Source organism: uncultured Sulfitobacter sp., assembly GCF_947497275.1.
Lineage (GTDB): Bacteria > Pseudomonadota > Alphaproteobacteria > Rhodobacterales > Rhodobacteraceae > Sulfitobacter.
In genome coordinates this window covers 40,999-62,394 of record NZ_CANMFS010000014.1, presented here as the reverse complement: position 1 = coordinate 62,394, position 21,396 = coordinate 40,999, and the positions used below count along the sequence as shown (strand labels likewise).

The 21,396-nt window shown below is 56.8% G+C and carries 17 protein-coding genes, 1 tRNA gene and 3 pseudogenes; 8 read left to right on the top strand and 13 right to left on the bottom strand.

Annotation, left to right across the window (positions count from 1 at the left end):
* A pseudogene (locus Q1A06_RS19275) lies at positions 1 to 420 on the top strand (helix-turn-helix domain-containing protein); the annotation flags it as partial.
* 280 nt (positions 421 to 700) lie between these two features.
* Here Q1A06_RS19275 and Q1A06_RS19270 read toward each other — a convergent pair.
* Entirely contained in the window at positions 701 to 2,425 is a 1,725-nt protein-coding gene (locus Q1A06_RS19270) for an ABC transporter ATP-binding protein (RefSeq protein WP_299567540.1), read from the bottom strand.
* Positions 2,426 to 2,493: 68 nt separating this feature from the next.
* Between Q1A06_RS19270 and hydA the strand changes: the two genes are divergently transcribed.
* Both hydA and Q1A06_RS19260 read left to right on the top strand, forming a co-directional pair.
* Positions 2,494 to 3,918 (top strand): dihydropyrimidinase, encoded by a 1,425-nt coding sequence (hydA, locus tag Q1A06_RS19265; protein WP_299567538.1) that lies wholly within the window; start codon positions 2,494 to 2,496, stop codon positions 3,916 to 3,918.
* Between the two features lie 340 nt (positions 3,919 to 4,258).
* On the top strand, positions 4,259 to 4,879 hold the full coding sequence (locus Q1A06_RS19260) for a hypothetical protein (RefSeq protein ID WP_299567536.1): 621 nt from the start codon (positions 4,259 to 4,261) through the stop codon (positions 4,877 to 4,879).
* Between the two features lie 664 nt (positions 4,880 to 5,543).
* Here the strand turns inward: Q1A06_RS19260 and Q1A06_RS19255 are convergent.
* From Q1A06_RS19255 to Q1A06_RS19230, 6 genes and pseudogenes are all read right to left on the bottom strand, one after another.
* Positions 5,544 to 6,752 (bottom strand): ABC transporter permease, encoded by a 1,209-nt coding sequence (locus Q1A06_RS19255; protein WP_299567534.1) that lies wholly within the window; start codon positions 6,750 to 6,752, stop codon positions 5,544 to 5,546.
* Positions 6,749 to 7,489, bottom strand: a complete 741-nt coding sequence (locus tag Q1A06_RS19250) for an ABC transporter ATP-binding protein (protein WP_299567532.1) — start codon at positions 7,487 to 7,489, stop codon at positions 6,749 to 6,751. The genes Q1A06_RS19255 and Q1A06_RS19250 overlap by 4 nt, the downstream gene beginning before the upstream one ends.
* 1 nt (position 7,490) lies before the next feature.
* The gene (locus tag Q1A06_RS19245) at positions 7,491 to 8,744 is read right to left on the bottom strand and encodes an efflux RND transporter periplasmic adaptor subunit (protein WP_299567530.1); all 1,254 of its coding nucleotides are present in this window, start codon (positions 8,742 to 8,744) and stop codon (positions 7,491 to 7,493) included.
* A 334-nt stretch (positions 8,745 to 9,078) separates the two neighbouring features.
* Positions 9,079 to 9,712: pseudogene (locus Q1A06_RS19240) on the bottom strand (tyrosine-type recombinase/integrase).
* Positions 9,713 to 9,964: 252 nt separating this feature from the next.
* Positions 9,965 to 10,402, bottom strand: coding sequence for a hypothetical protein (locus Q1A06_RS19235; protein ID WP_299567528.1), 438 nt, complete (start codon positions 10,400 to 10,402; stop codon positions 9,965 to 9,967).
* Between the two features lie 134 nt (positions 10,403 to 10,536).
* A complete protein-coding gene (locus Q1A06_RS19230; protein WP_299567526.1) occupies positions 10,537 to 11,325 on the bottom strand; it encodes a hypothetical protein in 789 nt (262 codons plus the stop codon).
* 31 nt (positions 11,326 to 11,356) lie between these two features.
* On the opposite strand from Q1A06_RS19230, the gene Q1A06_RS19225 reads away from it, so the two are divergent.
* Entirely contained in the window at positions 11,357 to 11,716 is a 360-nt protein-coding gene (locus Q1A06_RS19225) for a hypothetical protein (protein ID WP_299567524.1), read from the top strand.
* A gap of 279 nt (positions 11,717 to 11,995) precedes the next feature.
* Here the strand turns inward: Q1A06_RS19225 and Q1A06_RS19220 are convergent.
* Positions 11,996 to 13,204 (bottom strand): annotated as a pseudogene (locus tag Q1A06_RS19220) (IS1182 family transposase); the annotation flags it as partial.
* A gap of 10 nt (positions 13,205 to 13,214) precedes the next feature.
* Between Q1A06_RS19220 and Q1A06_RS19215 the strand changes: the two are divergent.
* The 4 genes from Q1A06_RS19215 (at position 13,215) to Q1A06_RS19200 (ending at position 16,005) form a co-directional block, all read left to right on the top strand.
* On the top strand, positions 13,215 to 13,976 hold the full coding sequence (locus Q1A06_RS19215; RefSeq protein ID WP_299567522.1) for a hypothetical protein: 762 nt from the start codon (positions 13,215 to 13,217) through the stop codon (positions 13,974 to 13,976).
* 2 nt (positions 13,977 to 13,978) lie between these two features.
* Positions 13,979 to 14,749, top strand: a complete 771-nt coding sequence (locus tag Q1A06_RS19210) for a hypothetical protein (protein WP_299567520.1) — start codon at positions 13,979 to 13,981, stop codon at positions 14,747 to 14,749.
* A gap of 263 nt (positions 14,750 to 15,012) precedes the next feature.
* Positions 15,013 to 15,399, top strand: coding sequence for a hypothetical protein (locus Q1A06_RS19205; RefSeq protein WP_299567518.1), 387 nt, complete (start codon positions 15,013 to 15,015; stop codon positions 15,397 to 15,399).
* Positions 15,400 to 15,438: 39 nt separating this feature from the next.
* Positions 15,439 to 16,005: a hypothetical protein gene (locus Q1A06_RS19200; protein ID WP_299567516.1), complete on the top strand. Its 567-nt coding sequence runs from the start codon at positions 15,439 to 15,441 to the stop codon at positions 16,003 to 16,005.
* A 283-nt stretch (positions 16,006 to 16,288) separates the two neighbouring features.
* Here Q1A06_RS19200 and Q1A06_RS19195 read toward each other — a convergent pair whose 3' ends face one another.
* From Q1A06_RS19195 to Q1A06_RS19175, 5 genes are all read right to left on the bottom strand, one after another.
* A complete protein-coding gene (locus Q1A06_RS19195; protein WP_299567514.1) occupies positions 16,289 to 16,735 on the bottom strand; it encodes a hypothetical protein in 447 nt (148 codons plus the stop codon).
* Positions 16,736 to 17,432: 697 nt separating this feature from the next.
* Positions 17,433 to 17,509, bottom strand: a tRNA-Arg gene (locus Q1A06_RS19190).
* Positions 17,510 to 17,587: 78 nt separating this feature from the next.
* Positions 17,588 to 18,973, bottom strand: coding sequence for a HAMP domain-containing sensor histidine kinase (locus Q1A06_RS19185; protein ID WP_299567512.1), 1,386 nt, complete (start codon positions 18,971 to 18,973; stop codon positions 17,588 to 17,590).
* Positions 18,974 to 19,048: 75 nt separating this feature from the next.
* Entirely contained in the window at positions 19,049 to 20,467 is a 1,419-nt protein-coding gene (locus tag Q1A06_RS19180) for an FAD-dependent oxidoreductase (RefSeq protein WP_299567509.1), read from the bottom strand.
* Positions 20,464 to 21,198 carry a TVP38/TMEM64 family protein gene (locus tag Q1A06_RS19175; protein ID WP_299567505.1) on the bottom strand — a complete coding sequence of 245 codons (735 nt, stop codon included), beginning with the start codon at positions 21,196 to 21,198 and terminating at the stop codon, positions 20,464 to 20,466. The genes Q1A06_RS19180 and Q1A06_RS19175 overlap by 4 nt, the downstream gene beginning before the upstream one ends.
* Between the last annotated feature and the right edge of the window lie 198 nt (positions 21,199 to 21,396).

Sequence of the window (21,396 nt, the reverse complement as noted above, 5' to 3'; positions counted from 1 at the left end):
CTTTGCATGTGCTGCCGGGCAATGGGATATGATCGATATCTGCAGCGCGGTGAGGCTGGCTTGCAGGATCAATCCCCCAAGCCAAAGCACGTTTGGAACCGCGTGCCTGACGAGGTGAAGCGGAAGGTTGTCGACTTTGCCTTGCAGGAAACAGAATTGTCCCCGCGCGAACTGGCAGTGACGTTCACGGATCAGGAACGCTACTTTGTCTCAGAATCTACAGTGTATCGCGTGCTGAAAGCCCATGATCTGATCACCAGCCCTGCGTTCATCGTCATCAAGGCTGCCAATGAGTTCAAAGACAAGACAACTGGGATCAACCAGCTTTGGCAAACGGACTTCACTTACATCAAAGTATTGGGCTGGGGCTGGTTCTATCTCAGCACGGTCCCCGACGACTACAGCCGCTACATCGTCTCCGCTGCCCGGCAGGGTATTGCGTAGCAATGTCCCGAGAGGGATGGAAGCTCTGCACTATAGCGTTTGACGAAATACTTGAGACATCGCTTATCACTTAACGCGTTGAAATCTTTGATTTCAGGCAGCGTTAAGTGTTTCAGGTTGTTCGCATAACGCTTTAACATGCGGGCTGAAGACGTTACCGATACGCTGGATCTCGCATTGCAGGCGTCTGGTTGCGGCCAAGTTCTCAAGACCGTTGCTTGTAGTGGTGAGGAACGTGAGTAAACTGCTCCTTCGCTCACTTTGCAACGAGGGGTCCCGCGCCCACATCGACCAGCTTCACGACTTTCGGCGGGTCCCCAACACTGCGCACTGGACTTGGCGGATCACTGGCGGCCAACACTCGTGAAGGCAAAGCGCGTTCAGGATCAGCATGTGGCACTGCTTCGATCAGACGTTGGGTATAGGGATGGCGCGGATCGCCAAAGATCTGCGCACCAGTGCCCATCTCAACGATCTGGCCCAAATACATCACCGCCACGCGGTCTGCGATATTCTCCACCACAGCCATGTCGTGGCTAATGAACAGATAGGACATCTCCATTTCGCGTTTTAGCTCGGCCAAAAGGTCCAGCACTGTGGCTTGCACCGACACATCCAGCGCCGAAACGCTTTCATCCGCGATAATGAGTTTCGGCTCTAACGCGAGGGCGCGGGCGATGCATATACGCTGACGCTGACCACCCGAAAATTCGTGCGGATAGCGGTCAAGCGCGTCCTCGCCCAAGCCCACCCGCGCAAAGAGAGCGGCGGCTTTCTCGCGGCGACTGGCGGCGGTGCCAATGCCGTGAATGACCAAGGGTTCGCGCACCAGATCGCCTGCGGTCATGCGCTCGTTGAGCGCTGCCATCGGGTCTTGGAACACCATCTGCAACTCGCGGCTGACCTGTTTGCGGCTGGCCGCATCGTGATCCAGCGGTTTGCCCTGAAAGCGGATGTCACCCGTATGCGGCACCAGTCCGGCCAACGCGCGTGCGATGGTAGATTTGCCGCAGTCGCTTTCGCCGACCAGCGCAAAAGTCTTGCCGGGGTAAATGTCAAAGGACACCGCCTCAACCGCATGCACCCGCTGCACCAAGCGGCCTAAAAGGCCACCGTGCAGATCATAGGCCACGCGGGCTTCGCGCAAAGACACCAGTGGCGCGATGCCGGTATCAGGATGCGCCCCATGTCCTTGCCCCATGCGCGGCACGACGGCCAGCAGTTGGCGGGTATAGGGTTGGTCGGGGTCGGAGAAAAGCTTGCGCACGGGGGCCCGTTCGACCATCTGACCGCGCTGCATCACCAACACGTCGTCGGCCATTTCCGCCACCACACCCATGTCATGGGTGATCAGGATCAGCGCCGTGTTCATGTCGCGTGCCAGATCACGCAACAGGTCGAGCACCTCGCGCTGCACAGTTACGTCAAGCGCGGTGGTCGGCTCATCCGCAATGAGAATATCGGGGCGCATGGCGATGGCCATGGCGATCACCACCCGCTGGCGCATGCCGCCCGAAAGCTCATGCGGGTATTGTTGCAAACGGCGCTCTGGCTCGGTCAAGCGCACGGCACGCACGGCCTCCAGCGCGCGTTTGCGAGCCTCAGTCTTGGAGACATCCTCATGCGCCCGGATCGCCTCAATTAGCTGCGCGCCAATGCGCATCACCGGGTTGAGCGCGGTCATTGGCTCTTGAAAGATCATCGCGATGCGGTTGCCGCGCAACTGCTTGAGTTTCCCTTCGGCCAGCGTGGTCAGGTCTTGTCCATCGAAATGGATCGCACCGCCCGTGACCCGCACCGCAGGCGGCGGCAACAGACCCATGATAGCCAAAGAGGTCAGCGATCTGCCCGACCCGCTTTCGCCCGCGATGGCCAAGGTCCGGCCCTTGTGCAGCGTGAAGGACAGGTCTTGCACCAGCGGCATCATGCCCTGTTCGGTCCGCACCGAAATCGAAAGGCCTTCCACCGTCAGAACCGGCATGGCCCCCGCGGATTCCGCCGCCGGTTCTGCCAAGCGCTGACCGAGATCACCAAAAACAGCGCCGCAGCATGAGCGCGCAGTATGATCTGGTGATCCGCGGCGGCACGGTGGTGACCGCCGCCGATGAATTCACTGCCGACATTGGTGTGCTGGGCGGCGTCATCACCGCACTGGCCACCAAGCTGCCCGCAGGCGCCGAAGAAATCGACGCCACCGGTCTCATGGTCCTGCCCGACGGTATCGACGCCCATGTGCATCTCGACCAACCCACCTCGGACGGCACCAAAATGGCCGATGATTTCGAAAGCGGCACCCGCTCGGCCGCGGCGGGGGGCAATACCACGGTCCTTCCCTTTGTGATGCAGCAGAAAGGCAGCAGCCTGCGCGCCTGCGTGGAGGACTATCACCGCAAAGCCGAGGGCAACTGCTATACTGATGTGTCCTTTCACATGGTCGTCTCGGACCCAAGCCCCCAAGTGCTTGGTCAAGAACTGCCCGCACTGGTGCGCGACGGCTATACCTCCCTCAAAGTCTCCATGACCTATGACGACCTGGTGCTGAATGACGCCGAATTGCTATTGGTCTTTGATGTGGGGCGGCGCGAAAAAGCGCTGGTCATCGTCCATGCCGAGGGCAATGACGCGATCAAATACATGACCACCCGGCTGGAGGCGGAAGGAAAAACCGCCCCCTACTACCACGCCGAGGCCCATGCCCATATTGCCGAACGCGAAGCCACCCACCGCGCCATCAGCCATGCACAATTAACCGATGTGCCAGTGGTCATCGTGCATGTTTCAGGCCGCGACCCAATGGAGCAAATCCAATGGGCACGCAAACGCGGCATGAAAGTCTTTGCCGAGACCTGCCCGCAGTACATTGCTCTGACCAAAGATGATCTAAAAGGCTTGAACATGGACTTTGAGGGAGCGAAATACGTCTGCTCCCCGCCGCCCCGCGACAGCAATAGCCAAGCCGCAATCTGGGATGGGCTGCGCGACGGGACGTTTGACATCTTTGCCTCCGACCACTGCCCGTTCTATTTCGACGCGCCGCAGGAGACCGGCAAGAACAACGCCCGCGCCCGGACCTCGTTCAAATGGGTGCCCAATGGCATTCCTGGCGTCGAAACCCGCCTGCCGATCTTATTCTCCGAAGGGGTATCCAAGGGGCGGATCAGCATCGAGCGGTTCGTCGCGCTGACATCCTCCAACCCGGCCAAGCTCTACGGGCTTTATCCGCAAAACGGCACGATCGCGGTTGGATCCGACGCTGACTTCACGATTTGGGATGCGAATAAGAAAGTCACGATTAGCCAAGACCTTCTACATCACGGATCAGGCTGCACGCCCTATGAGGGCATGCAGGTAACGGGTTGGCCTATCCGCATAATTTTGCGGGGGGAAACGATTATGCATGAGGGAAAGATCACCGGTGATCGGACCAAAGGTGCGCATCTAAAACGCGACTTTAGCGGTATGAGCTATCCGTAGAACGGGTCTTAGGGAGGGCAACTCCATATAGCACCTTGCCGCCATCAAGCTTGGCTAAGGTGAAAGAGCATTTCCCTGACCAACAACGACCCTATCGATCGAAGTGATCGAACCCACCGCCGTCCAAACAATCACGCTGCATTGCCGTTTTTTTCGTCTGCTGTCGGACTTAACGGCCAATGATTAGACATTTACTACCGATGCCACCGAGATGTCGGGTGGCACTCGTTCTTTCGGATGACTACGATTTCTATTAACTGAATCGAGAGACTAATTCATGAACCGCCAGTATTACTGGACCAAGACTTAGGGCGCCCCCGACATCCCAGAGTACGATGCATTGGCACTCAGCCCTGCCGGCACGCGTCAACGCATACTGAGCTACATTCAGCCTGGAGACATCGTTGTCTATCTCACCAGTGATGCGAAGGAATCCGACCCGATGCTGCGCGGGCGACTTGCCGGTGCCGTCGAGATTGCCGATCCCGTCGAGGAAGTCGATGGCGAGTCCATGCGCCCAGACATAAAGCGACCAGCAGAGCATTGTAGAGGGGGAGATGGGCGGTTCCGCTGGCCATATGGCATCGCCGTGTCGCGGACCTGGACCTTCATCGAGCAAGAAAGCAACGATACTTTAATTCCAGATCACGCGGACAAGGGTATGCAGGGCGCGGCGAGTATCCACGAGATGCGCCCCGAAGAGATCGGCCGCCTTATGTCGCTCAATGTCCGTGAGCGGGTAAAGGGTGAAGATACCGCGAAACTGCCATTCCAAGGCTCACTCCATCGCCCTTGGCGCCAAAAGGCGGGCATACGCGAAGCCGCGAATGTCAATCCCGGTTCGCAACTCTACATCGCCCAAATTTATGACACCCATGGTTTGACGTTCAAGGTCGGCTCTGGAAAGGCCGCAGACAGGATCAAAGATCCTAAACCGGTATCGTCGTCTGACTCAAGGTGAGGCAAAATGGTCCGAGCGTTCATCGACCCAATTTGCAACAGTTGCCGGCGCTCGGGTAGCCGAAGATTATATTTTGCTTGAAGCAAAGAAGGCTGGTTATGGATCTGACGATCACTCGGAGTTCTTGGTCGGGATTTCGAGCCGCTACCTGGATGCGCTTTACTCAAAGGCAATCGAGATCGGATCGGCCGCGGATGCAGAAGATATGGCCGTCTGACGTCGACGATTCTCTGATTGTTCATTTCCAGAAAGCTACCGGTAACCCAGGCCAACGCTCAAGGACGGGCCGCCAAGCCCAGTGTTGAAAGCCAGTCGCATTTATTGGATAGTAAGGTCGGTTAGTGTGAATTCGCTGCAAGCGCGAACGGCAGAGAAACCTTATCCCGAAGCGGACCTACAATCGACACCGAAGCTGCTTTCCTGTACTGCACTGCGGCTCTCCGGCCTGAACTCAAAGAATGGGATAATTTTTGGACCAGTGCGCCGAACGCTGCCGTTGAACAATTGCACCCTCCTGAAGTTAAGGGCAAAGGTAGTGGGCGCCTAAGTGGCGTAATTTGACCGCTCAACAAGGACGCTTCTCGGGTTGGCGAGATTGAGTAAATAAAACCAGCGAAGCGAGAAACATACTGAGATAATCAGTGATTTCAGCGCCGCGGACTGCTCACTGGTGGCGCAGAGCCTCGATGGGGTCCAGCCGCGCAGCGCGACGCGCGGGGAAATATCCAAAGATCACGCCTACCGCTGCCGAAAACAGGAACGCAATCGCCACGATGGCCAAGTCCGGACTGAACGGGATGGCCATAACGTTGGAGGCAACAGCGGCAAGCCCAAGCCCCAGCAGAATGCCCACGATGCCGCCAATCATGGACAGGACGATCGCCTCGACCAGAAATTGCAGCAAAACCTGATTGGCGGTGGCACCAATAGCCAGCCGAATGCCGATTTCGCGGGTGCGTTCGGTCACGGACACGAGCATGATGTTCATGATCCCGATCCCCCCGACCAGAAGGCTGACGGCCGCGACGGCGGATAGCAGGCCGGTCAGCACATCGGTGATACCCGTCAGCATCGATGCCATCTGCTTCATGTCGCGGACATTGAAGTCATCTTCCTCACCGTCGCTGATCCGGCGACGCTCGCGCATCAGCGCCTCGATGTCCACTAGAGTTCGGTCTGTTGACACGTTGGACGCGGCCGCCACATAGATCATCGTGATGTCGGTCGATCCCGTGACACGGCGTTGAAACGCCTTGATTGGCATCAGCACGATATCGTCCTGATCCGAGCCGAAGCTGGAGGCGCCTTTGGCTTCAAACAGGCCGATAATTTCGCATGATACGTTCTTGAGGCGTATCTTCTCGCCAATCGGGTTAGTATTGCCGAACAATTCCTGACGCACCGTTTCGCCGATGATACAAACGGCTTTGCCCGAGCTTTCCTCGGTGGGTAGAAAGCCGCGACCCAGCACAATCGGCCAATCCACCACGTCCAGATACCGTGTATCGGTGCCGGCGACAGAGGTGCGCGTGTCCTCGGTGCCAAAGACTGCATTCAGGCTGGTCGCGTTGTAGGGGGCTGCCGTGCGCACGCTGGAAAGCTGATCAATCAGCGCCTCGACATCCTTGGCATCCAGCGCCGCCGAGACGGAATTGTTGCCCGGGCCCATCTGGCCGGCACCGGGCATGACCATCAGCACGTTTGTGCCCAGCTTGGCAACATCCGCCGTTACCTGATCCGAGCTGCCTTGCCCGACCGTGACCATGGCGATCACGGCACCCACGCCGATGACAACACCAAGCACTGTCAAGATTGAGCGCAGGGCGTTGCGATAGATGGCCTGGATCGCCAAGCGGACTGTTTCCCAGATCATGCGCTGTGCCTTTCATGATCGAAAACCTCGGCGGGCGGGCCGTCGCGCTCGACCCGGCCATCAACCATCCAGATCACCCGTTGGGCATAGGTGGCCATGTCTTCCTCATGAGTGACCATCACAATGGTGATGTGGTCACGTTCGTTGAGCAGCTTCAGCAACTCCATGATTTCCAGCGATAGTTTCGTATCAAGGTTGCCCGTCGGCTCGTCCGCCAAAATGACTTGAGGACTGCCGACCAAAGCCCGGGCGATCGCGGCGCGCTGCTGCTGGCCACCCGACAGTTCCGATGGATCGTGGTGTTCGCGCCCTTTCAGCCCGACCTTTGCCAACGCATCCAGCGCCTGCGCACGTCGCTCGGCAGCGGGAACACCCTTGTAGATCAATGGCAATTCCACATTATCGAGCGCTGACGTGCGGGGCAGCAGATTGAACCCCTGAAACACGAAACCCAGGTAGTTGCGGCGCAGGATCGCCCGCTGGTCCTTGGTCAGATTTCCGACATGTACGCCATTGAACAGGTAATCGCCGTTGGTGGGGCGGTCGAGACAGCCGATCATGTTCATCGCCGTCGATTTGCCCGACCCCGACGGCCCCATGATCGCCACGAACTCTCCCTTTGCGATCGACAGACTGACCCCATCCATGGCGCGCACTTCGGCTTCACCATGGCCGTAGATTTTCGAAATGTTGTGCAGATCAATAACTGGCACGTTCGCGTCCTTGCTATCGGCCATCCTATTTGCCTTCGATCATATCAGTGATGACCTGATCTCCACTTGCCAGATCGCCGCCCGTGACAATGGTTTGCAAGCCGTCGCTGTCGCCCGTTTCAACGGGGATCTCGATAGCCGCCCCATCGCGCCGCACCCAAACTGTGCTGTTGGACACCGCCCGTGTCGCGCCGCCCTGGTTGCGCGCCGGCAGGACCAAGCCCAGCAGGCCGCCACCTGTATCCGACGCTTCCTCTTCGACCACCTGCGGCGGGGCAAAGCGCAGGGCCGCATTGGGCACCAGCAGCACGTCTTCATATTGCGCGACGATCACATCCGCCGTTGCCGTCATGCCGGGGCGCAGCAAAAGGTCGTCATTCTCGACTGACAGGATCGCCTTGTAGGTGACAAGACCATCAACGTTTTCCGACGCATAGCGCACCATGGAGATCTGGGCCGGAAACAGCATGTCATCATAGGCATCGACGGTGAAGCTTGCCTTGTCTCCCACTTTGATGCGGCCGATGTCGGCTTCGGCCACGTCGACCTGCAGCTCCATCTGCGTCAGATCCTCGGCGATCGAGAACAACTCGGGCGCTGACAGGCTGGCGGCCACGATCTGTCCGGCATCGACCGAGCGGTCCAGAACGACACCATTGATCGGGGATACGATGGTGGCCTTGCTCAGGATGGCCTGCTGCGATTCCAACTGGGCCTGCGCCAGATCCACGTTGGCCTGTGCACTGGCCAAACTGGCGCGTGCGCGGCCCAAAGCCGCCTCGGACGCGGTAAAGTTTGTGTGGGACGTCACACCCCGCTGATCCAGTTCCCGCGCAATTTCGAAATCCGCCTCCGCTTCAAGCAGGCTTGCGCGGGCGCTGGCCACCTGTGCCTCGGCGGCGGCGTGGCTGGCGATCTGGACCGACAATTGTGCATCCAACTGAACCGTGTCCAACCTTGCGAGCACCTGTCCGGCTTTAACGGGATCATTATAATCCACCAACACCTCGGCGATCGTCCCTGACAGTTCGGATGAAATTTCAACCTTGTTAGTCGGCTCTATTGTGCCTGTCGCCGAAACGCTCACCGTCAGGTCACTTTGGCTGACCGGTTCGGTGAGGTAGGTCACTTGAGAACGCTCTTCCGCGCTCTGCATCCACCAGACCACCAGCGCCCCACCCAGGACCGCTGCGCCAATCCACGCCAGCCATTTCACGGGATGGTGCTTTGCTTTTCCAACACCGAGGGACGCCTCAATCTCGCGTTGGGTATCATTCATTTTCCTGGTCCAATCCGATAGGGAACTCGCGCACCCTACAGCTATCGACGGACAGAGCCTTGATTTAAGTCATTCTACGTAGCCGGGAAAGCTTTCCGTCGCAGTTCATGGAATTTTCGATACCAAGATTAACCCCACAAACACCGTGGCCGAAAAGGCAGGTAGGACACCGGTTTGTGTCAAAGCATCGTTTGGGTCTGGTCAAAGGCTAATTCGGTCTTTGAAGAAGCATTTTAACGCACAGCGAAAGCCTGTTTCTGTGAAGCTGCGCCGCAGCGGTTGACGACCTAATTATGGTCCGGTTAGGGCCGTCCTTGTCGAACGGCCCAAATACTCATATTTCAATAGCTTCTGCTATTGCCAACGCATCTTCAAGTTCAACGCCCAAGTAACGAACTGTGCTGTCCATCTTCGTATGCCCCAACAGCAGCTGAACGGCACGCAGGTTGTCCGTCTTCTTATAGATCTGGGTGACCTTCGTGCGTCGCATCGAATGGGTGCGATAGGCGGTCACTTCCAAACCGATGGATGAAACCCAATCCCGCACGAAGCGGGTATATTGGCGTGTTGAGATGTGAAGCCGCTCGTGAAAACGCCCAGGCCAGAGATATTCGGATCCGACCATCAACGGATCTTCCATCCACTTCGCCACCGAGGCACGAGTGCCTTCGGAAATCTCGAACCGCACCGGTTTTTTGGGTTCTGCTTTGCAGCACCGACGCCCGTTCTTTGATCTGTCCGGACGCCATGACATCGACGACTTTCATTCGCGCAAGGTCACAGCCGCGCAGCTTGCTGTCGATCGCCATATTGAACAGAGCCAGATCGCGATGGCTTTCAGCAAGTTCCAGCCTGACACGGATCGCCCAGACATGTTTGGACTTCAGTGGTCGCTTTTGACCAACGATGCGCCCCTTATTCCACGCGGGGCGAAGTGCGCGAATGGCCGCTAAGTTTGGTGTTTGCATGCCAGTTCCTCCGATCCGCCATGCCCTCCCATATCGACAACCTGACGTTGACATTGCATCATATCATGAAATGCTGCTCTGCATCCGAGGTCGGCTTGGAGCCCAGAGCGGACCTGTTGATTTTGTGCTGCGAGCGGGAAACCCGGTCATTCATGCGAGCCGTAGCGAAAACGAAACTCTTAAGGATCAAGTTGCGGGACGAAGCAGACTTGCGCGTTTTGCAATCAGAATGGCGGCTATCGAGAAAAGCTCTTAACGCAAAGCACCGCCAGTTTCATGATGAAAACAGGCTTCTGTATCTTGCCATGTGTTGACGCGTTTTTTGAGTCTGTTAGGTAAAATCTGAAACCTGTGTGAGGAGCTCTGCGAATGACAAAAAAGATATGGTGCTCCTATTTGCTGCGGGACCTCACTGTTTCGACCCCGATGGTGGAAACTAAGCCGGATGTAGATATGTACGGACTCCCGGGACACTTCCTGTAAATTCCCTGATTTGGGATGGAGGAAGTATTCATGACAAACGAAGAACGCGACATTCAACACAAACTTAGAGTGTTCCAACACGCCGAGAAGATCTGCAATGCTCGCAAAGCTTGCCTGGTGCCAGGTTTTCAGTTTGTAGAGTCTTGCGACCAGACCGGAGCCTGAGTGGTTGTTCTCTTCGTCCCACTGTTCCCAATGCTGTTCCACCTCCCCGACCCGTTCTGGATGCTTGGCGGAAAAGCCGACACCGTGGGGCGGCGGGTCCTTGTAGATCTACATCGCCAAGTAGCCGGCATGCCGGCGGCAGGTTTGCCACTGGGCGTTGTTATGAACGACAGTCATTAGCGAACTTCATCGGAGGTAATGAAGTCCCACGGAATTTCACCGGCGAGCGGGTCCTTCCAGTGGTCCTTAAAGATTCGGGCGGTTGCGACCTCGGTCGAGATTTCCCGGTAGTCGGGGTTGCGCCTGAGCACTCGCATGGCAATGCGTTGGATTTCCTTGCTGATTTCGTCGCCGCGTTGCGCATATCCTCCCAGTGACACAAAGAAGCCGTGAAGCCTGTCTTGGGGTTGGTCCGTGAAGTAGCCCGCGTCGATCATCTCGTCCAGAAAGGTGAACTGGTCTTCCTTGAGGTTGACGACGGACATCAGGCTGTCGTTCTCGCCGTCGCGCGTTGAAGCCCAAGGGTCTGCGCCCGCCTTAAGCAGGATGCGCACCCCTTCGAGGTTGGCACCGCCTATGCCCATGGAGCGGATCATCGGCGAGCCATCAGGGGTTTGAAGCCGCGCATCGGGGTCGCCGCCTCGTGCGAGGTAGACCGTCAGGAGGCGATTGAGGTCCTTCTGGTGCAGCACGTCTCCGCTCGGAAGGGTGAGGTAGTAGATGAAATCGCGCGCCGATCCCTTGCTCGGGCGATCGATCTGGCGCAGATCGGCGCCTGCCACCACCAGCGCCTCGGTGGCTGCGATATTGCCCGAGGCGATGGCATGGAAGAGCAAGGTGATCTCGTCGCCGTAGCGGACATCAAGATCCTGCTGGAACGGCGCCAGATCAGCTTGGTCAACTTCTTCGCCACGTTCGATTTTTTGCGTCAGGCGGTAAATCGCGTCACCGTGTGGCTCGAACAAACGGTCAGCGCGTTGCGTAGGTTCGGGCAAGATGATCTCTTGCAGCCGCGCACTTATCGGGGAAAAGAACACCACGGCAGCGCAGGCGAGAAAAACTGCAATGATTGTGATTGGCTTGGGCATCTCAGTTGATCTTTACGACAATGGCCGGATCATGGAATTCTTCCGCTCGGGATGCAACCTTCGGATGATTGGCGCGGCCAAGCGCCTCAATCTAGCCCGCCAACACCGCGCAGCCCCACAATGTGCAAGTTCCCGCGACCGCGCCTACCACAAACCCGCCATTCAGCGGAGATCGGGCAATGACGGCAATGTTCCGCGTCTCGCTTGTCCACGCTGGCCGCAGCGGAAGTGCGGTCTTGGTTCGGGCGGAAATGTCACCCGCGAATAACCGGTCTGGCGACATGCGCTGCGACGCGACGATAGGGTTGCTGCAGATACGGACAGATGCTTCATCAGTAAAGGGTCAAAATCCGATAACGGCTAAGTCCGCTGTGCCGACCTTCACCCTCCGAAAATGCTGCATGATGCACGAATGGCTGCAAAGCGAAAGCCGCAGCGCAGAGTTGTGTGCCGACTTCAATGGCCGGTTAGGGCCGATTCTGTGGAAAAACTAACGTTTACGAGCGCAGAAATAGCTGTTCCAAATACGGCGCGAGCGCTTTTCCTGTCAGGCTTTTCGCGTTTGCTGCGGTGCGGGAAAGATCTTGGCCAATTTCCGGAGGTTTTGGGCGGTTGCGGCGACCAGGAATTCGTCATTTGCGCCGCATGGTCCACGTAATCGAAGCCGGCCCAAGCCAAGAATGCGTTTGAGGTGCGCGAAGAGCATCTCAACCTTCTTTCGGAGCTTCATCGAGATGTCGTATTGTTTGGTCTTGGCGAGGTCGCGTGCAACTTGCTGGGCGTCTTCGTGCTCCTCGCGGGTGATCTTGCGAGCTTCCGCATTTGGGCAGCATCTGGCTTTGGACGGACAGGCCTGACAGACCTCTTTCAGGGCGCGGTAGCGGGCTGTGCCTTTACCGCTCGGCCCACGGTTCGGGTCAGAGTAGTTGCGGCGGAACTGCTTTAGGGTGTGACCTTCAGAGCAGATGTATTGGTCGTTCTCGGCGTCCCACTCGAAGTCAGCCCGCGTCCAAGTGCCGTCGCTGCGCCCGGACTTGTCGAACACAGGGATGTGGGGCGCGATCTTGCGATCAACCAGCCAGCCCAGCATGGGTCCGGTGCCATAGACGGTGTCCGCGATCAGGCGTTCGGGATGCAAATCGAACCTGGCTTTCACCCTATCCAGCATGGTCCTGGTCGATCCGACCTCGGCTTGCCGGATGGATCGCGTGGCTTCGACATCGACAATCACACCATGATCCGTGTCGATCAGGTAGTTGTCGGAATAGCTGAAAAATGCCGGCCCCTTGCGTGCTGCGGTCCACTGACTGGCCGGGTCGGAATGCGAGCTGAACTTTGGCTACACCTTGCTGGCCGCACCGAATACTGCCTCATCCAGCGTGTCGAGATACTCCCGAACCGCGCGGGGTGCATCCGCCGGGTCGATAGTTGATGCGTCCCATTCCTCTTTGGGCGTCGAGTTCTGTTTGTTGGCGTCTGCTTCGATAAGGCTGGCATCAATCGCCATGCGCTGCCCACTAACAAGACCTTCCGCGATGCATCGCGCGACGGTTGTCTCGAACAGGTGTCGCAGAAGTTCACTCTCGCGGAAGCGCCCATGTCGATTCTTGGAGAAGGTGGAATGATCCGGGATCCGGTCACTTGGATCAAGGCGGCAGAACCAGCGATATGCGAGGTTAAGATGAACCTCTTCGCAAAGCCGCCGCTCCGACCGAATGCCGAAGCAATAGCCGACCAACAGCATGCGGATCAGCAGTCGGTACGTATTGGACTATTCCGACGTGACCTTTGGAGCGTTCTTTAACAAGTTCCGCATCGATATTCTTGGGCAAGAGTATCAAACATACGGCACCTCGAAGGCAAAGAAGATGCGGGCTTTTGGGGAGCAAGAGCCGGACCCAATCGTGGGAAAGGTATTGTCGGAGATGTTGGACTCGTATGTCGCGACCTGTGAACTCGGCGGAACCGAAATAGACAAGCCCGTCTTCGAAAAAGGCCGCGCCATTGTTGATCGTCTCCTCGGCAACAAAGCGAAAACGACGAGTGCTCCTAGCGAGAGCAGCTTTCTCGACACTGAGTTCACCATTCCGAACATTGGGAAGCTGCCTATCGATGCGCTTGTCGTACCTGTCATCGAGAAGCGTCTTGCAGAGGCCCGAATTGCCTTGAAGGCCGGTGCAAGCCTGTCAGTGATCTTCCTCTGCGGGAGTGTCCTGGAAGCCGTGTTGCTGGGCGCAGCGCAGAGGCACCCTGCGAAGTTCAACAATTCGAAGGCCAGTCCAACAAATAGCGCTGGCAGCGTGAAGAAGTTTCATGAATGGAGCCTTGCGCAGTTTATCGATGTTGCGTGTGAGATCGGCATGCTCAAACCCGATGTAAAAAAATTCGGGCACGGCCTTCGCGACTTCCGCAATTACATACACCCGTATCAGCAGCTTGCATCTGGTTTTACGCCGGATCAGCACACCGCCAAAGTCTGCTTTCAAGTCTTGAAAGCGGCCTTGGCCGGCGTAGCGGGAGAGCGCTGACGATGGACAGCTCTTATACTGCCTTTCACTTCTGGTCTGGGCACCGACGGCATTTGATCGACGAACACAACTTTTTCGTCTCACAGGCCCGCGAACGATTATTTTCGAAATTCGATGACGAGGAAATGAAGAGTGCGGCTGAGGCGCACGCAGATGAAACATGGGAGGGGATGGGTCGGCATTTTGATCCTGATCGACACGATCCGGGAGACTTCGCCGAACAGGCGTACGAAGCGGGCATGGACCTTTACTTGAGCCTTTGTGACATGCGGGAACAGGTTCTTTTTGCGATATTGGTTTCGATCTTCCACCGATGGGAAAAAGAGATACGCGACTGGCTCGTCAGAGAAATGCAGCACTGGTTGCCCGATGAAACGGCATTTCGCCGCGTCTGGTCTTCCAGCTTTGTTGAGGTTCTGAACCTTCTGAAAGACCTCGGCTTAGATGTTCGCGAGAAGCCTTATTACAAGGCGCTTGATGCCTGCCGTTTAATGGTCAACGTTCACAAACACGGAGACGGCAAGTCACTTGATGACTTAAAGAGGCGGTACCCAGAGTTGATCGCGTCCGAGGAAGAAATCGGGCAAGATCGAGAGTTAGCCCTCTTGTGGAAGGATCACACCAGCCTGCAAATTTCCGTGGAACAGTTCGAGATCGTTTCAGACGCCATCGTTCAATTCTGGAATGATCTGCCCGAGACAATCACTTTGGGTGAAATAAAGAAGTTGCCAAAATGGCTGCTTGATGCAGCACCAAGCATGAGCGTCAAGTGAAAGTCTGGTGGGCGAGCTGGCGCACAAATCATAACTCTTGCGCCAGTCGCCAAACTCTCGAAAACCGGGAACGAGAGATGGCGCACAAGCCCGGTGCAGATCGCAGATGAAGCGTGCATAAATCAGGACTCCTGCACGATGTTTGACCTGGTATGGAGACTATGATGAGACTTGAGGATATCGCTCCGGGCTTGCGCAGCCGAGCATTCGAATTTTTCTATTAGTTTTCGAGGTTTGAGTTTGCGCTCAAAGAGAATAGGTTCTTGAAGAACCCGAAACTAGGCTCACGCGCTGAACCTGGATGGGACCAGTTCATCGAGGCGCACGAAGCAGACTATGACCTATCCTCCGCGGGCTCCCAGCTAGTTGACGAGGCCCCACAGCGTCAGATTGTTGGGCTACACGGGCTTGAGTTCGTTCCAGTCGGCTTTGGCGATCAGCCATCTGAACTAGCGAGAGTTGTGCGGCTCCTCAAGACGGTTCGAAATAATCTCTTCCACGGAGGCAAGCACGGTGTCGAAGGTTGGGATGATCCAGAACGTACACTGCTTCTTATGAGCCTGTGTATCCGTGTTCTCGACGAACTAGACGAACTAGACGAACTAGACGAGCTAGCTGGGATAGACGCGGACTACAAGCGCTACTACTGACCGAAGGCGTCGGGCATAAGGCACGTAAGGAGCTTGTATATGGGGAACATGGGCGAACTGCACAGCAGGCTTCACGGCGGGTTGTGGCACACCACCCGTCCTGACCGCTTACTGTCCATCGTTGAAGCTCAGGCAATCTTAGTAGAACCGGATATCCATGATCGAGATAGGTCAAATACTGCCAATGGGCCGAAAAATTATCCAATTTCTCGAACGATTGGAGGCATAAGCCTATTTGACTTCAATGGGCTCCATCCAGAGAGCTATGAGAAGCAGTTTCCAGTGAGCTCCTGGCACTTCTTTGTCCCATATGTTCGGAGCTGGCAAGGTTCTGTGTGGCTTGAAATCGAACGCGACGTTGTAAGGGAACAATTGGTGTCATCCGAAGCTCTACTCCAAAAGTGGAAGAAAGAAGGATTTCACGGTCATAATATCTTGCCGGGATTGGAGGCCGCGCACGTTGGTGACCTGCCGATTTCGGCAATTAGATCTGCATTTCTAACGTGGGACGATGGGCGAGAAATTCGCGAATTTAATATCCGAGACTTCGATCACGAGTTCTTTAATCAGATGCTAAGAGAATGGCAGGAGGCTATCGGAAAGTAATTCACTAGTGCTCTGCACCTGACGCAAGATACCCGTGTGAATGCAGGCGTGAGGTTGTGAAGCAAGTAATGCGAGTGAAAACGACAAATGACTGCCGGCAGCCCTTTGCAGACGGTCATGCCGGGTGCGGCACCCGTCATGCCGCAACTGCGAAATGAGGGGCATCGTGGGGGTCTACCATGCGGACCTTGCTGCCACTCGTTGATTAAGCATCTGTAGCTGACATTCCCTAAGTGGCCTGCCACGTGGGAAATGTCGGTTAAGGGGATTGCGTCAGTCAGAACTAATCTCCCTCGCCTTGGAGGCGTTTGATCTCTTTTTCTGCGCAGCGGATGAACTCTTGTGCTTGTGCAATTTCGCTTTTTAGGAGGGCAATCCGCTTTGAATTTGGCTCTTGCTTGTGAACTGTTCGCGGCCGCTTGACGACAACCTCAAGTGGTTTGGCGATTGCCGATTTGTCCTTTCGATTTTCACGTTCTTGTTTCTTTTGCAGTTTCTTTTTGACTAGCTCATTGAAGCCCGCCTGCTTTGATACCCATGCCTCTAATGTCCCAATCCGCGCAACATCCTGTTGGACTTCGTCGCCAATGTTCTTCGGAAACTTCAGACCTTGTTTCCTGTTCGAAACACGGGCATCGGCAGCGATATTCAAGAGGATTTTTCTTTGTGCGCTCAACGATAGCGGCATAATTTGTTTTGCCGCTTTCTTGGCTGACTTCGTCTTATTCATTTTTCGCATCGGCTCATGTCTGGATACAGCAGGGTCATACGAGCTGAACGAACCGTCCGCCCTGACGATGGTATGACCGCCGCTGTAACCCCCTCGGCTCAATGCAAACCTTTCTCAAACTGTTACTTCAAGCATATTTGGTGCCAGAGGTTGGAGCAAGAATAGTCTTATTCAGTTCACCTGGATTTCCTGAGGTGGCGATAGAGCAATTGAGGTAATGGTGAAATTTCACTCCTAAGTTGACGCTGTTTGTGAGCTTCATCTGTGCGTGGCCAACCCCCGGCTTTGCAAAGCCGACGCTCGGACCGTCGTCCGAAGGTTAAAGGCGCACCAGATGAAAACTGGGAATCTTGCGTCAGGTGCAGAACACTAGCGGGCTGTCATTTTGGCGACGGGGCAGGCACGCTGCCGAGCGAAGCAGCCTCCAGCCAGTCATTGGCCAACATATACTATTTTTGAAATTCGGTTGATGTAGTGACGGTCCAATGTCCGCTCTGCGGGCTGCAACTGCAGCATTGGTCGGCACTGGTCAAAGGCAGATTTGGGCCGGAACCGCCATTTTCAATTAAGTACTTGAATCGACAAACCCCACTAGACAGGGCGCTTTTTTAAACGCTCCGTACCTATCTCTTTTTTCGAATAAGGTCAGTTTATGACGTAAAGGTCAAAGTCATGTGACGTCTTACAGAGGGGTAAATGGCGGACCGAGGAGGATTCGAACCCCCGACCCCCTGATTCGTAGTCAGGTACTCTATCCAGCTGAGCTATCGGTCCACTGCGTCGCGGTTTAGTCGGGCCGCTCCGTCAATGCAAGCCCTGTCTGACGCAAAAAATCACTCGCTCTGCATTTCACTATAATGTGTCATCGCCTTTGGGCAGTTGGATCCTGAATTCGGTCCCCTCTGGCCCGGTTTCAACAAGCTGGATGTCGCCGCCGTGCCCGCGCAAAAGTTCAGCGGAGATTGCGAGGCCAAGGCCCGAGCCGCCCTTACGAACGGACCCCTGAAAAGGTGCAAATAGGTGCTCCCGAGCCTTTGATGGTAACCCCGGGCCCGTGTCTGCGACGAAGATCGACCAGGCTGCGGGAGTCTCGCTGGCCCGGACGCAGACGTCGCCTGCCGTTCCGGACGCAATAATGGCCTGAGACGCGTTACGGACCAGATTACTCAGGACGCGGTGCATCTGTTCGGGGTCCGCGCGTATTTCCATATCCTGAGGCACCTGTGCACGCAATGTCACGGGATGCTGACCGACCCCCAGCCTTTCGCTCTCCAGAACTTCCACGACTAGATCGGCCAACCTCATCACAGTCAGCCTTGGGCCCGGCTCTTCGGCCTTGCCGAACGCGAGAGTGGATTCGCACAGGTGAACGGCCCTGCTGATGGAATTGACAAGTTTCGGAGCCAGCCGCGCCACGGCCGGATCCTCCGACATCTCGATCCGGTCCGTGAACAGTTGTGCGGTGGTCATGATGTTACGCAAATCATGGCTGACCTTGCTGACAGCCGCGCCAAGTTGCGCCAACCGCTCTTTCTGACGCAGGGCCTGTGTCAGATCGGTTTGCAGCTTCATCAAGGCTTCCTCCGCATCACGGAGTTCACGTACACCGGCGGAAGGCACAATGATCCGGCGGGCATCTTCCGGCGCCGCGGCGTAGCGTTGCATATGGGACACGACCCGCTCGATCGGATTGACCAGAAAAACGCGCAGCGCCATGAATAACAACACCGCGGTGATCATACAGATCGCGGCGGAAAGCAGAAGAATGCGCAAGCCGTAGTCGATCATCGCAGCCCGCAGCGGTGCGGTTTCCATCGTGACCTCGATCAGCAGTCCGGCGTCCCGCACCGGCGCGCCGATAACGCGGATCACTTCGTTCTTGGGCGATACAAGCCTGCGCAGCGCATCACCGATGAGAATGAGCGGGGAATCGTCGCGCAGATCGAAAGTACCGGCGATCTGCTGGGGCATCGGCGATGATAGAACCAGCTGGCGGACTTCGTCCCGGCGCAGGACGACGTTAAGCACTTCGGCATTGCGCAAAAGCTCCGCCTCCAGCTCCGCATCGATCATCTCTTCTGCAAGCAGCGTCAGCGAAGCGATCTGCGCACGCTCCAACCGATTGAGCATGTAATCTTCGCGAAAGCGCGCAATGGAAGGTACGAAAATCAGGATCTCGGCCAACATAACGAAGATCGTTGTGAGGATCAGCAATCGTCCCGAAAGTGAATTGAACATCGCCTTACCTTGCAATCGCCTGTCGGGACGGCGGGTGGGCTGTCGCCGCCAGGCGCAGGTCTCCCGCCGTCCTTATCATGGAACGACCCTCTGGACAAAGCCCACAACCTGCTTCACCAGATCGCTCTCGAAAAGTCTCGGGCTGAAGTAGGCGCCCGCCGCGCGTTTGTTGATTTCGCCAATCGTCGGATAGGGTGCGACCATGGCGGCGATCTCGCTCATCTTCATCTTGTTGGCCAGCGCCAGCGCCCACAAGTTGATCAATTCGCCCGCTTGATAGCCCACGATCGATGCCCCGACGGGCCGCCCCTTCACTACCATGACCTTGATGAAACCCTTCGTCTTGCGCTCGGCAATCGCGCGGTCGTTGTGATCATAGCCAAAGCGGACGATCTCGACCGAGGCGCCATGCTTGCTCTTTGCCTGTGCCTCCGTCAGGCCAACCTGCGCCAGTTCGGGATCGGTATAGGTGGCCCAGGGAATATGCGCTGTCTTGGCCTTCAAGGGCAGTGCAAACAACAGGCTCCGGATGATGACACTCGCGTGGTAACTGGCAACATGCGTGAATTGCATTCCCCCGGCGACGTCGCCGATCGCATATATCTTTCTGTTGGTAGTTCTCATACCTTCATCCACCTCGATACCCGTCTTCGTCGTTTCAATCCCGGCCTTGTCCAGATCCAGCCTTTCAGTGTTTGACTGTCTCCCGACCGCTATCAAAAGATGCGACCCTTTGAAAACGCGCCCGTCCTTCACTTCGACTTCGATCGCCCCGCTCTTGCCGCGCACCTGCGCAGCCATTGCACCTTCGGCGATCTCCACACCCTCGTCGCGCAAACTATCCAAAACCACTTTTGCCAGTTCCGGATCGTCCTTGCCCAGGGCCTTGTCGCCTTCGATCACTGTCACTGCACAGCCGAGCCGGACATGCGCCTGCGCCATCTCCATGCCGATCGGTCCGCCGCCGACGATCAGCAAGTGCTTGGGCTTTTCGCGCAGATCGAACAGGGTTTCATTCGTATAATACGGGACGTCCGCCAGGCCCGGAATGGGAGGGACAAGCGGAGAGGACCCTGTCGCGATGACGGTCCGGCGCGCAGAGATCACGGTGTCGCCCGCCTGCACCTCGGTCGGGGAAATGAAGCGTCCGAATTCGCGGATTACTGTGATGCCGAAACCTTCAAATCGTTCCTGGCTGTCGACTGGCGCAATCGTGGCGATCACGTCGGCGACATGATCCTGTGCGGCAGCATAATCCACCTCGCCAGCGCAATTGGCCACGCCGAACCGCGCCGAATGGCTTTGGCCATAGGCGGCCTTGGCGCTGGCGATCAAAGCCTTGGACGGCACGCAACCGTAGTTCAGGCAATCTCCCCCCATCTTGTGCCCCTCAAGCAGCACAACATTTGCACCCATCTGCGCAGCCCCGGCCGCCACCGACAGACCCGCAGATCCCGCACCGATTATCAGAACATCCGTTTTGATCCGCGTCATTTCAAAAGCTCCTTCTTGCCGGTAACGGCCTTGAGTCCGACGGGCAGCAGCGAAAGGGCGCAGAGACCGAGAATCGGCAGCAGAATATGCGGCTCGAAAATGATGCCCAGATCCGGCGTCTCGCCCCGCGCGAATACCGTCCCCAATCCGGCACCGACAGAAGTATACACCACCGATCCCGGTATGATGCCCAGAAACGTCGAGATGACAAACCGGTGCAGCGGCACCGCCAGCAGCGCGGGTATCAGGTTGGCGACAAAGAAAGGGACAGCCGGCACAAGACGGATGAAGAACAGCATCGACCACTGGTTCTCGTCGATCCCCTTCCTGATCTTCGAGACCCGCCCGTCGGACCCGTCCATCCGCGCTTTCAGTTTCTGCCCCAGACCGAAACGGGCCGCCAGAAAGATGAGGGTCGCCCCGATGGTCGCCCCGGTCACATTCACCGCGACGCCCAATACCGTACCGAACAGAAATCCACCCGTCAGCGTCGCAATGGCTGCACCCGGCAGCGAGAACCCGACAATAAGGACATAGGCAAGGAGGAAAACCGCGACGGTCAGTACGAAATTGCCATCACGAAACGCGATCAGCGCCTCGCGGTTGTCGCGCAAGGTCTCAAAGCTGAGATAATCACGCAATGCGAATGCACCAACGGCGGCGACGACCGCGATGATTGCAATCGGTCCATACCGCGCAATTGCGGATTTCTCTGTCTCTGTCTGGTTCATTCCGTGCTTCTTTCACTGCCCATGCCGCCTGCGGCCTTCCGGTCTTACATGGCGGTATCCGTGACGCACAGATACCCCCTCTCACGCGCGATTGATCTGTATGGTCCGCTATGCCGCGCATTCACCGTGGTTTGAAACATTCCGGACCCGGCCAGCGCCCCATTTGTTGCAGATAGCGCGAAATTATAGTGCGGCAGG

What these genes read in the sequence shown, in the direction of transcription:
- Q1A06_RS19270 (WP_299567540.1), bottom strand. Translation starts at nt 2,425, where the DNA reads ATGCCGGTTCTGACGGTGGAAGGCCTTTCGATTTCGGTGCGGACCGAA.
- hydA (WP_299567538.1), top strand. Translation starts at nt 2,494, where the DNA reads ATGAGCGCGCAGTATGATCTGGTGATCCGCGGCGGCACGGTGGTGACC.
- Q1A06_RS19255 (WP_299567534.1), bottom strand. Translation starts at nt 6,752, where the DNA reads ATGATCTGGGAAACAGTCCGCTTGGCGATCCAGGCCATCTATCGCAAC.
- Q1A06_RS19250 (WP_299567532.1), bottom strand. Translation starts at nt 7,489, where the DNA reads ATGGCCGATAGCAAGGACGCGAACGTGCCAGTTATTGATCTGCACAAC.
- Q1A06_RS19245 (WP_299567530.1), bottom strand. Translation starts at nt 8,744, where the DNA reads ATGAATGATACCCAACGCGAGATTGAGGCGTCCCTCGGTGTTGGAAAA.
- Q1A06_RS19225 (WP_299567524.1), top strand. Translation starts at nt 11,357, where the DNA reads ATGATCTCTTGCAGCCGCGCACTTATCGGGGAAAAGAACACCACGGCA.
- Q1A06_RS19210 (WP_299567520.1), top strand. Translation starts at nt 13,979, where the DNA reads ATGGACAGCTCTTATACTGCCTTTCACTTCTGGTCTGGGCACCGACGG.
- Q1A06_RS19200 (WP_299567516.1), top strand. Translation starts at nt 15,439, where the DNA reads ATGGGGAACATGGGCGAACTGCACAGCAGGCTTCACGGCGGGTTGTGG.
- Q1A06_RS19195 (WP_299567514.1), bottom strand. Translation starts at nt 16,735, where the DNA reads ATGAATAAGACGAAGTCAGCCAAGAAAGCGGCAAAACAAATTATGCCG.
- Q1A06_RS19185 (WP_299567512.1), bottom strand. Translation starts at nt 18,973, where the DNA reads ATGTTCAATTCACTTTCGGGACGATTGCTGATCCTCACAACGATCTTC.
- Q1A06_RS19180 (WP_299567509.1), bottom strand. Translation starts at nt 20,467, where the DNA reads ATGACGCGGATCAAAACGGATGTTCTGATAATCGGTGCGGGATCTGCG.
- Q1A06_RS19175 (WP_299567505.1), bottom strand. Translation starts at nt 21,198, where the DNA reads ATGAACCAGACAGAGACAGAGAAATCCGCAATTGCGCGGTATGGACCG.